This is a genomic window from Paracoccus kondratievae, assembly GCF_009301415.1.
GTDB classification, from domain to species: domain Bacteria; phylum Pseudomonadota; class Alphaproteobacteria; order Rhodobacterales; family Rhodobacteraceae; genus Paracoccus; species Paracoccus kondratievae.
The window spans coordinates 1,065,146-1,079,145 of record NZ_CP045072.1 but is presented as its reverse complement, the minus strand read 5'-3'; the positions used below and the strand labels follow the sequence as shown (position 1 = coordinate 1,079,145).

12 protein-coding genes are annotated in these 14,000 nt (G+C 62.8%); 6 read left to right on the top strand and 6 right to left on the bottom strand.

The window, feature by feature from the left end; genetic code table 11:
* The first annotated feature begins 1 nt into the window (after nucleotide 1).
* From rodA to F8A10_RS05440, 4 genes are all read left to right on the top strand, one after another.
* A complete protein-coding gene (gene rodA, locus F8A10_RS05455; RefSeq protein WP_010394864.1) occupies nucleotides 2-1,144 on the top strand; it encodes a rod shape-determining protein RodA in 1,143 nt (380 codons plus the stop codon).
* Nucleotides 1,145-1,148: 4 nt separating this feature from the next.
* The gene (locus tag F8A10_RS05450) at nucleotides 1,149-2,069 is read left to right on the top strand and encodes a 2-hydroxyacid dehydrogenase (protein WP_152366866.1); all 921 of its coding nucleotides are present in this window, start codon (nucleotides 1,149-1,151) and stop codon (nucleotides 2,067-2,069) included.
* Nucleotides 2,070-2,223: 154 nt separating this feature from the next.
* Complete coding sequence (locus tag F8A10_RS05445; protein ID WP_152366865.1) at nucleotides 2,224-3,645, top strand: mannose-1-phosphate guanylyltransferase/mannose-6-phosphate isomerase; 1,422 nt, start codon at nucleotides 2,224-2,226, stop codon at nucleotides 3,643-3,645.
* Between the two features lie 81 nt (nucleotides 3,646-3,726).
* Entirely contained in the window at nucleotides 3,727-4,746 is a 1,020-nt protein-coding gene (locus F8A10_RS05440; RefSeq protein ID WP_227493424.1) for an ABC transporter substrate-binding protein, read from the top strand.
* 18 nt (nucleotides 4,747-4,764) lie between these two features.
* Here the strand turns inward: F8A10_RS05440 and F8A10_RS05435 are convergent, their stop codons facing one another.
* Together F8A10_RS05435 and F8A10_RS05430 are read right to left on the bottom strand one after the other, a co-directional pair.
* On the bottom strand, nucleotides 4,765-5,109 hold the full coding sequence (locus F8A10_RS05435) for an arsenate reductase family protein (RefSeq protein ID WP_227493423.1): 345 nt from the start codon (nucleotides 5,107-5,109) through the stop codon (nucleotides 4,765-4,767).
* Nucleotides 5,110-5,199: 90 nt separating this feature from the next.
* Entirely contained in the window at nucleotides 5,200-6,495 is a 1,296-nt protein-coding gene (locus tag F8A10_RS05430; protein ID WP_029371764.1) for a DUF3422 family protein, read from the bottom strand.
* 179 nt (nucleotides 6,496-6,674) lie between these two features.
* On the opposite strand from F8A10_RS05430, the gene F8A10_RS05425 reads away from it, so the two are divergent.
* Complete coding sequence (locus tag F8A10_RS05425) at nucleotides 6,675-7,184, top strand: L,D-transpeptidase family protein (RefSeq protein ID WP_010394850.1); 510 nt, start codon at nucleotides 6,675-6,677, stop codon at nucleotides 7,182-7,184.
* Between the two features lie 148 nt (nucleotides 7,185-7,332).
* A complete protein-coding gene (locus F8A10_RS05420) occupies nucleotides 7,333-7,602 on the top strand; it encodes a hypothetical protein (protein WP_085501924.1) in 270 nt (89 codons plus the stop codon).
* 79 nt (nucleotides 7,603-7,681) lie between these two features.
* Here the strand turns inward: F8A10_RS05420 and F8A10_RS05415 are convergent, their stop codons facing one another.
* The 4 genes from F8A10_RS05415 to F8A10_RS05400 all read right to left on the bottom strand — a co-directional run bounded on the left by F8A10_RS05415 (nucleotide 7,682) and on the right by F8A10_RS05400 (nucleotide 13,990).
* A complete protein-coding gene (locus F8A10_RS05415; protein WP_085501925.1) occupies nucleotides 7,682-9,121 on the bottom strand; it encodes an NAD(P)(+) transhydrogenase (Re/Si-specific) subunit beta in 1,440 nt (479 codons plus the stop codon).
* A 13-nt stretch (nucleotides 9,122-9,134) separates the two neighbouring features.
* Complete coding sequence (locus F8A10_RS05410; RefSeq protein WP_152366863.1) at nucleotides 9,135-10,709, bottom strand: Re/Si-specific NAD(P)(+) transhydrogenase subunit alpha; 1,575 nt, start codon at nucleotides 10,707-10,709, stop codon at nucleotides 9,135-9,137.
* Between the two features lie 281 nt (nucleotides 10,710-10,990).
* Entirely contained in the window at nucleotides 10,991-13,141 is a 2,151-nt protein-coding gene (locus F8A10_RS05405) for a malate synthase G (protein ID WP_152366862.1), read from the bottom strand.
* Nucleotides 13,142-13,315: 174 nt separating this feature from the next.
* A complete protein-coding gene (locus F8A10_RS05400; protein ID WP_152366861.1) occupies nucleotides 13,316-13,990 on the bottom strand; it encodes a hypothetical protein in 675 nt (224 codons plus the stop codon).
* Nucleotides 13,991-14,000: the final 10 nt, after the last annotated feature.

The window sequence follows — 14,000 nt, the reverse complement described above, 5'->3', positions numbered from 1 at the left end:
CATGGGCTATCTGAATTATCACGTTGTTCAGGTACCGACCGGCTGGCGCAAGATCCTGCATCTGAACTGGCCGCTGGTCTTTCTGATCACCGCCGTCAGCTGTATCGGCTTTCTGATGCTCTATTCCGTCTCGGGCGGCGATATCGACCGCTGGGCCGGCCCACAGATGGAGCGTTTTGCCATCGGCATGGTCGCGATGTTCGCGCTGTCCTTTGTGCCGATCTGGTTCTGGCGCTCGATCTCGGTCGTTTCTTACGTGATCTGTGTGCTGCTGCTGATCCTCGTCGAGCTGATGGGGCATGTCGGTATGGGGGCACAACGCTGGCTGGTGCTGGGTCCCATCCGCATCCAGCCCTCTGAACTGACCAAGGTTGCCTTTGTGCTCACGCTTGCCGCCTATTACGACTGGCTGCCAGTTGAAAAGGTCTCGCGCCCGCTTTGGGTGCTGATCCCGGTGATCCTGATCCTGCTGCCGACCGGGCTGGTGTTGATGCAGCCCGACCTTGGCACCTCGATCATGCTGATCGCGGGCGGCGGTATTGTCATGTTCGCGGCCGGCGTCAGCCTGTGGTATTTCGGGGCAGTCATCGCCATCGTCGTGGCGGGTGTCACCGCCGTGATGGAAAGCCGCGGCACCGACTGGCAGTTGCTGCATGAATATCAGTTCAAGCGTATCGACACCTTTCTTGATCCCGGGTCAGACCCTCTTGGGGCGGGCTATAACATCGCCCAGGCGCAGATCGCGCTGGGGTCTGGCGGGTGGTCTGGGCGGGGCTTTATGCAGGGCACTCAGTCTCGGCTGAACTTTCTGCCCGAAAAGCACACGGACTTTATCTTTACCTCACTGGCCGAAGAGTTCGGCTTTGTCGGTGCCTTCAGCCTGCTGATGCTATATGTGCTGATCCTTGGCTTTTGCATGTATTCGGCGCTGACCAACCGCGACCGCTTTGCCAGCCTGTTGACCATCGGCATCGCCGGAACGTTCTTTTTGTATTTCTCGATCAACATGGCGACGGTGATGGGGATGCTGCCCGCCAAAGGCTCGCCGCTGCCGCTGGTCAGCTATGGCGGCACCTCGCTGATGATCCTGCTCATGGCCTTTGGGATCGTGCAATCGGCCCATGTCCACCGTCCCCGGAGCTGAGAAGATGAAGGTTCTCTTTGCTGCGCCTGCACATTATTGGCAGCCTTGGGCGCCACATCTTCGCGCCTCATGCCCCGAGATGGAGCTTGCGCGCGAGGGCGACCCCGCCGGTTTTGATGCGCTGATCTATGCCCCCGGTTACCCCGAAGGCGGCCAGGCGCTGGATTTTCGCCCCTTTACCCGCGCCCGGCTGGTGCAAAGTCTTTGGGCGGGCGTCGAGCGGATCGTTGCAAATTCGACCCTGACGCAGCCCCTGTGCCGGATGGTGGATCCGGGGCTGGCCGAAGGCATGGCGGATTATTGCACCGGCTGGGCGTTGCGGGCGCATCTGGGCATGGACCACTACGCACAGGACGGTGTCTGGCGTCATGACCAGACCCCGCCCCTTGCCCGTGATCGCAACGTTGTGGTGCTGGGGATGGGAGAGCTGGGCCGCGCGGTCGCAACCGCACTGGCGGGGTTGGGCTTTCGGGTGACCGGCTGGTCGCAATCTGGCCGTCCGCATCCCGGGATCGAGGTTCTGGCCGGTCCCGCCCTGCCCAAGGTGCTGGCCCGGGCGGAAATCCTTGTCAGCCTGTTGCCCGACACGACCGGGACCCGCGATCTTTTGAATGCCGCGCGACTCGCGCTCTTGCCCCGAGGCGCGACGATCATCAACGCCGGGCGCGGCACCCTGATTGATGAGGCCGCGTTGATCTCTGCCTTGGATCAGGGGCAGGTCGGCCATGCGGTGCTGGATGTCTTTCGTACCGAACCTTTGCCGCCCGAACATCCCTTTTGGGCACATCCTGGAATCACGGTCACACCACATGTCGCGGCCGAGACGCGTCCCGCGACCGCCTCGCCGGTGGTGGCCGAAAACCTGCGGCGCGCCATGCGGGGCGCGCCGCTTTTGCATGTCGTGGATCGGGCGCGTGGCTACTAAGATACCCGCCCGTGCGGGTTTGTCCGCCCCGATGCGCCATGCTATCTGGCACAAATGCCCGGACTCCTGTCGTTTTGCGCAGCTTGCGCAGGTAAGAGAGCGGGCAGATAACGAGAACGGATGAAAGCGGCCTCGTGCCGATGGAGCGATTTGCATGACGATCACCCCTGTTCTGCTGGCCGGAGGCTCGGGCACCCGGCTCTGGCCCGTCTCACGCAAAAGTTTTCCCAAGCAGTTCGCACCGCTGGTGGGCGAAGAAAGCCTGTTTCAGGCCTCGGCGCGCCGCCTGTCGGGGCCGCGCTACGCTGCCCCTCTGGTGATGACCAACGCCGATTTCCGTTTCATCGTCGCTGAACAGCTGGATCAGATCGGAGTCACTCCGGCGGCTATCCTGATCGAACCCGCGGGCAAGAACACCGCCCCCGCGATCCTTGCCGCCGCGCTGGCCGCAGTCGAAAACGACCCTGATGCAATCCTGCTGGTCGCGCCCTCGGACCATGTCGTCCCCGATGCCGAGGCCTTTGGCCGCGCCGTCGATCTGGGCCTGCCCGCTGCCCGCGCAGGGCGCATCGTGACCTTTGGCATCGCGCCGGCCCGTCCCGAGACCGGCTACGGCTATATGGAGGCCGAGGGTGAGGGCGAAGGCCCGCTGCTTTTGCGCCGCTTTGTAGAAAAACCCGATGCCGAGAATGCGGCGCGGATGATCGCTCAGGGCAATTATCTGTGGAACGCCGGCATCTTTCTGTTTGCCGCGCAAACCATGATCGAGGCGTTCCGCGCACATGCTCCCGAATATCTGGAACCCGTACAGGCGGCGCTGAACGAGGCACAGACTGACCTTGGCTTTCTGCGTCTGGCACCCGAGCCCTGGGACAGGCTGCCCGATCTTTCGGTCGACTATGCCGTGTTGGAAAAGGCCGACAACCTTTCGGTGGTACGCTATTCGGGCCATTGGTCCGACCTTGGCGGCTGGGATGCCGTCTGGCACGAAACCCAACGCGATGACCCCGCCGAGCGCGGCGCGGTGACCGACGCCCATTCGACCGCCATCGACTGTGACAACGTTCTTTTGCGGGCGCAGGACGAAGGGATGGAGGTCGTGGGTATCGGCCTTAAGGACGTGATGGTCGTGGCCACCCGAGACGCGGTTCTGGTCGCCGGGATGGACCGCGCGCAAGAGGTGCGTCGCGCCGTTTCGGCGCTAAAGGACAAGGGCGCGCGTCAGGCCGAACAGTTCCAGCGCGACCATCGCCCGTGGGGCTGGTTCGAGACGCTGGCGCTGGCAGACCGCTTTCAGGTCAAGCGCATCGTCGTGAACCCCGGCGCATCCCTGTCGCTGCAATCGCATTTCCACCGGTCCGAACACTGGATCGTCGTTTCGGGCACGGCACGGGTCACGGTCGATGACACCGTTACCCTGCTGACTGAAAACCAGTCGATCTACGTGCCCCTTGGCGCCGTGCACCGGCTCGAAAACCCTGGCAAGGTGCCAATGGTGCTGATCGAGGTTCAGACCGGCGCCTATCTGGGTGAAGATGATATCGTCCGCTACGAGGATATCTATTCACGCGACTGATCCCGGCTCGCGGTATCGTGTGTATCCCGGCGGCTTGCGGCACCGGTGCCAGCCGTCTAACCATGGCCAGCGATGAGGTGGATGATGAAATCGCTGATCCCGGCCGTGCTGATACAGGCCCTTGCCGCATTTGGGGCCGGGGCTGATGAGCTGACGGTGCAGTTGCGCGGCACGTCCCCCAGCACCTCTGCTGGCTTTCTGCTGGCCGAGGCACGGGGGTATTACGCCGATGAGGGGCTGACCGTCCGGCTGCTGCCAGCCGATGACGCGCCGCCCTTTGAAAGTATCGCCCGGGGCTATGCCGATCTGGCGGTGGAATGGATGCCTGTCGCGCTGGTTGCCCGCGAAAACGGCCTGCCGCTGGTTAATATCGGCCAGATCTTTGCCCGCCCGGCCCTGCGCCTGACCTGCCTTGCCGAGACAGGCGTGACCAGCGCAGCTGATCTGGGCGGCAAAACCATCGGCAGCTGGTTTCACGGCACGGAATATGCATTGCAGGCGTGGCTGAACCGGCTGAACCTGATCCCCGATGACAGCCTGTCGGGGGTAAGCCTGCTTTCTCAGTGGCCTGGGAGTGAGATGCTGAGCCACAAGCAGGCCGCCTGTATCAGCACGCTTAGCGACGATCCGGTGCCGGGCGACCGGCTGGTCGAGCTTGACCCGCAGGCGCAAGGCGCAGCAGTGCTTGAGGACGGGCTTTACGTCCTTTCATCCGCACTTACCAACGAAGATGCCGAGGAACGGCTGGCCGCCTTCCTGCGTGCCAGTATGAAGGGCTGGCGCGAGGCAACCTCTGCGCCCGATGAAAGCGCCCGCCTGCTGCTTGGCCCTGATCCCGACCCTGACGCGCTTAGGCGTCACGCGGAAATGCTGCGCCGGATGGGTGCGCGCCTGTCCGCAGACGGAGCTTTGGACGAGGCAGAGTATCGTCGCACGGTTGCTGCGCTGCGTGCGGGTGGTGCGCGGGCCGTGCTGCGTCACGATCCGCAAGATGCATATACGACCCGGATCAGTGCCCGCGCCAACCGGCCCGAACCTGCGCCACCTGCCCCCACCCCAGCCGCCAGCGGCGCAGCCGAGGCCGCCCCGCAACAGCAGTGAACCACGGGCGCGGCGGTCCTAGACCGCCACACCCAATGCGCGTTTTACATTTGCGGTCCAGCCAAGCAGGCGCTTGTCCCCCTCGATGATCGCAGGACGTTTCATGAGTGAAGGCTTGGCAGAAAGCATCTGCAGCGGGGTGCCGGCACGCTCGGCCTCGGACATGCCGCGCCAGGTCAGGCTGGCACGGTTCACCAGTTTTTCACCAAACTCGGCAATCATCTTTTTCCATTCGTCATCGGACAGCGGCGCTTTCGAGACATCGCGGAAATCAACCAGCCAACCGGCGGCCTCCAGCTCGGCCTGTGCCTTTTGGCAGGTCGAGCAATGGGCAAGCCCATACATGCTGAGTTGTCCTGCCATCAGACCCGCCCTCCGATCCGCGTATCGGCCAGGAAAAGCACATGTTTCATCAATCTGCTCCTTCTGTTCGGATATTCGCGGGCGTGGGCGTCAATGCCCGCCGTCATGCAGCCGGGCGCGGATGCGCCGCATGGCAATCCAGACAAGCAGGATCACGACCGGCGTCAGCCCCGCGCTCAGCAGCGCCTTGTCCACATGCAGCGCCTTGGCGACGGGGGTCAGAACATAGCCCATCAGGCCAACAGCATAATAGCTGATGGCCACAACTGACAGCCCCTCGACCGTATGTTGAAGCCGCAATTGCAGATCGGCGCGGCGATCCATGCGCTGCATCAGCTCCTGGTTCTGGGCCCCGCGCCAGACATCAACACGGGTGCGCAGCAATTCGGCGGCTCGTTCGCTGCGGTCCAGCATCGCCGCCAGCCGGTTTTCAGCTGATTTCGCCGTCCGCATGGCGGGCAGATAGCGACGGGCCATGAACTCGCTCAGCATCTGACCACCTAAAAAGCGTGTCTCGCGCAGCGAGGCAACGCGGTCCATGACGATCGCCTCGTAGGCCGCGTTGGCTCCGAAACGGAACGCATGCTGGGTCGCCGCGCTTTCCAGCCGGGACGAGACCGACAACAGGTCGTGCAACACCGTTTCGGCGGGGCGGCTATCATCGCTCATCCCCTGCACGATCGCGTTAAGCTGGGGGTCCAGCGCGTTAAGCTGTTCGGTCAGGTCACGCGCCCGGCCAAGGCCCAGCATCGACATGGCACGGTAGGTCTCAAGCTCAAGCAGGCGCTGGACGATACGACCGATGCGACCCGATTGCGTGCCCGGTTTGACAAAGACCGCAAAGCGCATCCACCCTGCCGGATCAATGCGGAAATCACCAGCAACGACCGCCGCCTCTTCCAGCACCCAGACCGAGGCCAGGCTGTCGGCTGCGAACCATTCCGAAAGGCGTGGCAGCACATCGGCCGGATTCTCGGGCAGAAAGTCGACCTGAATCATCACCGCAGCGATACGCTTACCCGGCGCGTGGTGCTGCCAGTCGCGTGGAAAAATCTCACCCGCCGAAGGGTCAAAGGGCCGGGGTGGCAGGCCCGGCGCAAAGGCGGCATAGGTCACGAATTCGGTATGGCTTTCCCAGCGCAGCTGATGCCGGCCCAGCTGCGCGGCATAATGGCCAGCACTGGTATCAGGGCGCGGCGCGCCGTGGCGGGCGCAAAGCTCGGCCAGATGCGCGACATCGTGCGACCGGTCGCGGTTGGCCGCATCCTGCGGCTCTTTGATCGCCAGATAGACCGCTGTGCAGGGCGCCTTAAGCCGCGGCGAGGGCCGGGCGTGCAGCTCATTGACCAGGGCGTAACGCTGGGGGTGTTCGTCTTCGTCATCCATCAGCGCATGATTAGCCGGCCTTCTGCGTCCCGCAACAGGAAAGCGAGTGGTTTCACCGCTTTGGCAGAACAGCCGTGCCATGGCTGCACCCATCAGGATTTCGTGAAGGCTGCGCGCATTGCCGCAAGCCCGCGCGCAAGGCAAAATGGCACAAACTCGGGATCAAGGGACAGGAACGCATGGCTCGCTGGTTAGGACGTATCGTCGCGCTTGTGCTCTTGCTGGGGATTGCCGCCTGTGCGCCCAGCAAGTTCAAGACATATTCGGGACCTCCGGTCACGCAAATCGTGGTCAACAAGGGCGCGCGGCAGATGCAGCTTTTAAGCGGCAACACGGTGCTCAAATCTTACCGGATCGGTCTTGGCAATGAGCCGATTGGCCATAAGCAGTATGAGGGCGACGGCAAAACCCCCGAGGGGCTGTACTATATCGACCGCCGTAACCCCGACAGCCGCTATTACCTCTCGGTCGGGATCTCGTATCCGAATACAGAAGACGCCGCCCGCGCCGCGGCGCTGGGGCGCAGCGCAGGCAGCGACATCTTTATCCACGGTCAGGGCCCCGAAGGACGCGTCCTTTCCAAGCAGCGCCTTGACTGGACCGCAGGCTGCATCGCCGTCACCGACGACGAGATCGAGGACATCTATGCCATGGTCCGCGACGGCACTCCGATCCTGATCACGCCCTAAGTGCTGATCGTTCCGCCGGTGGTCGAAGCGGGCCGCTGCCATACGCGCAGGGCGCGTATGGCAGACCTGTGCAAAAGGGTATATATTCTTTGGCTGCGCAAGGGATTAACAGGAGGCGTAAATTGTTGATCCCAACGTGCCCGGTCCAATGTACCTGCCCCCTCTCATCCACGATGCACTGATCGATTCGGCCGAGACAGAGGGTTATGTTCCGGGCGCAATCGAGACCGTCATGCGCTTTGATCTGCATTCGCGCTGGTGCGCCGGGGTGATAGCCGAGTGTTGCGTCACGCGCTCCCGCGCTATCGCCACGCGCTGCGTGCTGTTACTGCCGCGCAGGGGACGCCGCATCCGCAAGCTGGCGCTGCATCCCGTCCTGCCCGCCGATGTGGTGAAATCCATGCTGGGCGCCCATTGACGCCATAGGGTAGCGGACAAATGGAAAAGGGCGGGTCAATGACCCGCCCTTTCCAATTGGATATGACCTCTTTCTGCGCTCACTCGACGAGTGGCAGAAGCTGGTCGATGGATTTTTTGGCATCGCCATAGAACATGCGGGTGTTCTCTTTATAGAACAGAGGGTTCTCGATGCCCGAATAGCCGGTACCCTGACCGCGCTTGCTGACAAAGACCTGCTTGGCCTTCCAGACCTCCAGAACCGGCATACCGGCGATGGGGCTGTTGGGATCCTCTTGTGCCGCAGGGTTCACGATGTCGTTCGAGCCGATCACGATCACCACGTCGGTCGAGGGGAAGTCCTCGTTGATCTCGTCCATCTCAAGCACGATGTCATAGGGGACCTTGGCCTCGGCCAGCAGCACGTTCATATGTCCCGGCAAACGCCCCGCAACCGGGTGGATGGCAAAGCGTACGTTCTTGCCCCTGGCGCGCAGCTTGCGGGTCAGCTCACTGACCGATTGCTGGGCCTGAGCAACCGCCATGCCGTAGCCCGGAACAATGATGATCTCATCAGCATCGTTCAGAGCTGCTGCGACACCGTCAGCATCAATGGCGACCTGCTCGCCCTCGATCTCCATCGCCGGCCCCGTTTCGCCGCCAAAGCCGCCCAGGATCACGCTGACAAAGTTGCGGTTCATCGCCTTGCACATGATGTAGCTCAGGATCGCACCCGACGAGCCGACCAGAGCACCGACCACGATCAAAAGGTCATTGCCCAGCGTAAAGCCGATCGCCGCCGCCGCCCAGCCCGAGTAGCTGTTCAGCATCGAAACCACCACCGGCATATCCGCCCCGCCGATGCCCATGATCAGATGGTAGCCGATGAAAAGCGCAAAGATCGTGATCAGCAGCAGCCACAGAACCGGTGCGCCGGCGGTGCAGTAAAGGATTACCGCCAGCAGCGACAAAAGCGCCGCACCCGCGTTCAGCGCATGACCGCCCGGCAGTTTTTTCGGCTTGCCGTCGATCTTGCCCGCCAGCTTGCCAAAGGCAACGACCGAGCCGGTAAAGGTCACCGCGCCGATAAAGACGCCAAGCGCGACCTCGACCTTGAGCATGGCGATCTCGGCTGGGGTCTTATGGGCCAGCACCGCGGCAAAGCCATGAAACTGCGCCGCCGCATCAGCAGCACGGGCACGCAGGACGCGGCCCAGCTCGAACTGGGCGTTAAAGCCGATCAGCACTGCGGCAAGACCGACGAGGCTGTGCATGGCGGCGACAAGCTGCGGCATCTCGGTCATCTGCACGCGCTTGGCGACAACCCAACCACCAGCACCGCCGATGGCCAGCATGACAAGCGTCAGCCCCCAGTTGCCATAGCCCGGCCCCACCAGCGTGGCGACCACCGCCAGCGCCATGGCGGCAATGCCGTACCAGACCGCGCGCTTGGCGCTTTCCTGGCCCGAAAGCCCGCCCAGGGACAAGATGAACAGGACAGCCGCGACCACATAGGCAGCGGTGGTGAATCCGTATTCCATACGCCCCTCTCCCTTACGACTTCTGGAACATGGCAAGCATCCGGCGCGTAACCAGGAAGCCGCCAAAGATATTGACCCCGGCCATCAGCACCGAAAGCGCAGCAAGCAGCACCACCAGCCAACCACCCGAGCCGATCTGCAACAGCGCACCGACGATGATGATCGAGGAAATGGCGTTGGTGATCGCCATCAACGGCGTGTGCAGCGAATGGCTGACGTTCCAGATCACCTGGAAGCCGACAAAGACCGACAGCACGAAAACGATGAAGTGCGAAAGGAAGCTTGCCGGGGCAAAAACACCGACCAGCAGCATCAGTACCGCGCCGACGACCAGCATGGTCACCTGCGAGCGGGTCTGCGCGCGGAAGTCGGCCAGCTCTTTTTCGCGTTTCTCTTCCGGCGTCAGTTCCCTGGCCTTTTCGCGCGGCTTGGCCGCTGCGATCGCCTGCACCTTGGGGGGCGGCGGAGGCCAGGTCACGTCCCCGTCAAAGGTGACGGTGGCGCCCCGGATCACGTCATCCTCCATGTTCTGGACGATGATACCATCCCTGCCCGGCGTCAGGTCCGTCAGCATGTGACGGATGTTGTTGCCGTAAAGCTCGGACGCCTGCGCGCCCATGCGCGACGGGAAATCGGTATAGCCGATGATGATGACGCCGTTTTCGGTGACGACACGCTCATCGGGTACGGTCAGGTCGCAGTTGCCGCCACGTTCGGCAGCAAGGTCGATGATGACCGAGCCGTTCTTCATCGCGGCGACCATGTCCCCGGTCCACAGCTTGGGTGCGTCGCGGCCCGGGATCAGCGCCGTGGTGATGACGATGTCCATATCGGGCGCAAGTTCGCGGAACTTCTCAAGCTGTTTCTCGCGGAACTCGGGCGAGGAAGGCGCGGCATAACCACCGGTCACAGCACCGTCCTGGGTCTGGTCCTGAAAGTCCAGATAGACGAATTCCGCGCCCATGGATTCGATCTGTTCGGCCACTTCGGGACGGACGTCGAACGCATAGACCTGCGCGCCAAGGCTGACTGCCGCGCCAATGGCGGCAAGACCCGCGACACCGGCACCGACGACCAGAACCTTGGCCGGAGGAACCTTGCCCGCTGCCGTCACCTGACCAGTGAAGAAGCGGCCAAAGTTGTTCGCCGCCTCGATCACCGCGCGGTAGCCGGCGATATTGGCCATCGAGGACAGAGCATCCATCTTTTGCGCGCGCGAGATGCGCGGCACCATATCCATGGCGATGGCTGTGACGCCCTGTTCGCGCGCCAGTTCCAAAAGATCCGGGTTCTGTGCGGGCCAGAAATGCGAGATCAGCGTCTGACTGCGCCGCATTTGCCGCAGCTCGCCCTCGCTCGGGACGCGGACCTTGACCACCACATCGACCGCGCCGATCAGCGCCGCCGCATTGGGCTGGACGGTGACGCCCGCCGCCTCATAGGCCGCATCGGAAAAGCCCGCGCGTACGCCAGCCCCCGATTCGACATGGACCTCATGGCCCAGCTTCTGCAGATGGACCGCAGAAGAAGGCGTGACAGAAACCCGCGCCTCCCCCTCGTAACTCTCCTTCAAAGCGCCGATCTTCACCAGGCGATCTCCCCTGTTAGCGACTTTCAGCGTCCCCCATAGCAGAGCGCAATAATCTTTCACAAGGGCGTGACGTTCGGTGCTTTCCCGAAATATTACGCCGCGTCACAGTCGCAATCCCAACTATTACGCCGCCCGGCCACGGCAATTTCACCACATGGGGCCACCAATCGGGCCCGGAAATACCCGCGCATAAGGTATGAAAAAAGCCACCCTGGCACCCTGCCTGGCCCAAAAACAATGCAGAAATGCCAGAGCGGCGGCCAGATTGTCAGGCGCGATCAGGCTGTGCGGCTTTTCTGTTCGGCCTTGGCCTGCAAGCGCCGGGCGTGCAGAACCGGCTCGGTATAGCCCGAGGGCTGAACCCGGCCCAGGAACACCAGATCACAGGCCGCCTGAAAGGCCACCCCGTCATAGCCCGGCGCCATTGGCACATAGGCCGGGTCACCTTCGTTCTGACGGTCCACCACAACGGCCATCTTGCGGAAAGTGTCCATGACCTGGCTGTCGCTGACCAGCCCGTGATGCAGCCAGTTCGCCAGCGACTGGGCCGAAATCCGCAGCGTGGCGCGGTCCTCCATCAGGCCGACATCGTTGATATCCGGAACCTTCGAGCAGCCGACGCCCTGATCGATCCAGCGCACGACATAGCCGAGGATACCCTGACAGTTGTTCTCCAGCTCGCGGGTGATCTCGGCCTCGCTGTAGTTGCGGCCACCGGCCAGCGGGATGGTCAGCAGATCCTCCAGCCGGGCGGGACGGCGCGCCGCAGCGATCTGTGCCTGACGGGCAAAAACGTCGACCTTGTGATAATGGGTCGCGTGCAGAGTCGCGGCGGTCGGGCTGGGCACCCATGCGGTGTTCGCGCCAGCCATCGGATGGGCGATCTTTTGTTCCAGCATGTCGGCCATCCGGTCGGGGATCGCCCACATGCCTTTGCCGATCTGCGCTTTGCCCGAAAGGCCGCAGGCCAGACCGATGTCGACGTTGCGATCCTCATAGGCCGAGATCCAGGGTTGCGATTTCATCTCACCCTTGGCCAGCATTGCGCCCGCCTCGATCGAGGTGTGAATCTCATCCCCGGTACGATCAAGGAAACCCGTGTTGATGAAGGCCACGCGGTGCCTGGCAGCACGGATGCATTCCTTGAGATTGGCCGAGGTGCGACGCTCTTCGTCCATGATGCCCAGCTTGACGGTATGGCGCGGCAGGCCAAGCGTGTCCTCGACGAAATCAAAAATCTCGCAGGCAAAGGCGACCTCTTCGGGGCCGTGCATCTTGGGTTTGACCACATAGATCGACTGGGTGACCGAGTTCCTGACCCCTTCCTTGCGGTCAAGATCGCGTTTCGCGCAAAGCGCGGTTACCATCGCGTCAAGCAGGCCCTCGTAGACCTCATTTCCTTCACGGTCGAGCACGGCGGGCGTGGTCATCAGATGGCCAACGTTACGCACCAGCATCAGCGCCCTGCCCTTATGCGTCACGCGTGAGCCGTCGGGCGCCGTAAAGCTGACATCCGGGTTCAGGCGGCGGATGAAGGTCTTGCCGCCTTTTTCAACCTCTTCGGTCAGGGTGCCGTCCATGAGGCCAAGCCAGTTGGAATAGGCAAGCGCCTTGTCCTCACCATCGACGCAGGCGACCGAATCTTCGCAATCCATAATCGCCGACAGCGCCGATTCAATCACGATATCCGAGATACCAGCCCGGTCCTGCCTGCCAACCGGAGTCGAGGGATCGATCACGATACGGATAAACAGGCCGTTGTTTTTCAGGAAAACATCCGAAGGCTGCGCCGCATCGCCGTTGTGGCCTGCAAATTTCGCACTATCGCGCAGTGCCGGAACCAGCGCGCCGTCCCTGACCGAAAGCGCGTCGATATCGTTCCACGAACCCGAGGCAAACGGCGCTGCCTCATCAAGGAAATTGCGCCCCCAGGCGATCACACGGCCACCACGTTCGGCGTCATAGCCTTTGCCCCGGGGCAGATCGCCAAGCGCGTCGGTGCCGTAAAGCGCATCATAAAGGCTGCCCCAGCGGGCATTAGCAGCGTTCAGCGCATAGCGCGCATTGGTGATCGGCACCACGAGCTGCGGCCCGGCGACATTGGCAAATTCCGGGTCGGTGACGGATGTCTCAATCTGGAAATCCTCGCCTTCGGGAACCAGATAGCCGATCTCGGTCAGGAAATCGCGATAGGCTCCGGCATCGACCGGTTTGCCACGATTAGAGGCATGCCAGCTGTCGATTTGCGATTGCAGCGCATCACGCTTTTCCAAAAGTGCGCGGTTACGCGGACCAAATTCATGGAGCAGGGTCGAAAGCCCTTCCCAGAACCGGCGCGGCTCAACCCCGCTGCCGGGCAGCGCACGCTCGTTGATGAAGGCAGCAAGCGTCTCGTCTACCCGCAATCCTGCTTTTTCCACGCGACCCATGGCACTTCCCCTTACTACTATCATGTCCGGCTGGTTTGGTGCACCGTGGTATGCGAAACGCCCCGCTTATTCAACCGGGGCGACTTTTAATAAATCGAAAACTCTGTGTTTCGCAAAAATTGAAAATCCGCCGCCCGGGAGTCCGGACGGCGGAGCATATCTGTCAACCTGCGATCAGTTCGCGGGCGGAGTGGTGGTTTCCGTACCAGCAGCCGGCGGCGTGGTCGGGGCCGGTTCCTCGACGCTGATCGCGTCATCAAGGGCCTGACCGGCGTCCTGCATCGCCTCGCTTGCGGCGTCGGCGGCGCTTTCAGCAGCGTCCTGCGCGGCAGCCGCAGCGTCGCTGGCGGCATTAGTGGCATCCTCGACCGCCTCATTCACAGCGGAGCCGACCGCATCAGCGGCATTGCCGGCAGCAGCGGCTGCGTCATTGGCAGCATCAGCCGCAGCGTCAGCAGCGTTGCCGGCGGCTTCTGCCGCATCGTTAGCCGCATCGGCGGCGGCATCCGTGACCGGCTCGGTGGCGGCGGGCTCGGTCGCGGCCGGCTCTTCCATCGTCGTGGCCGGTTCGGTCGTGGTGCCAGTCGCAGCCGGTTCGGTGGTGCTGCTGTCAGCCGGTTCCGTGGTCGTGACGGCCGGATCCTCGCCGGTGGTGGCGGGCTGGTCACGGTTCATGAAATACTGCAGCGCAAAATAGGCGATCGCCAGCGCCAGCAGGATGCCGATGATCAGCGGCAGCGGCGAGGCCCGGCGCTCTACCGGCTCGACATAGGTTTCGGGCGCTGCGGCCGGACTTTGCGGGTCAATGCCTTCGGTCCGCTTCGGGTCGTTAGGATCGTAATTGGCCATTGCGGGCTCC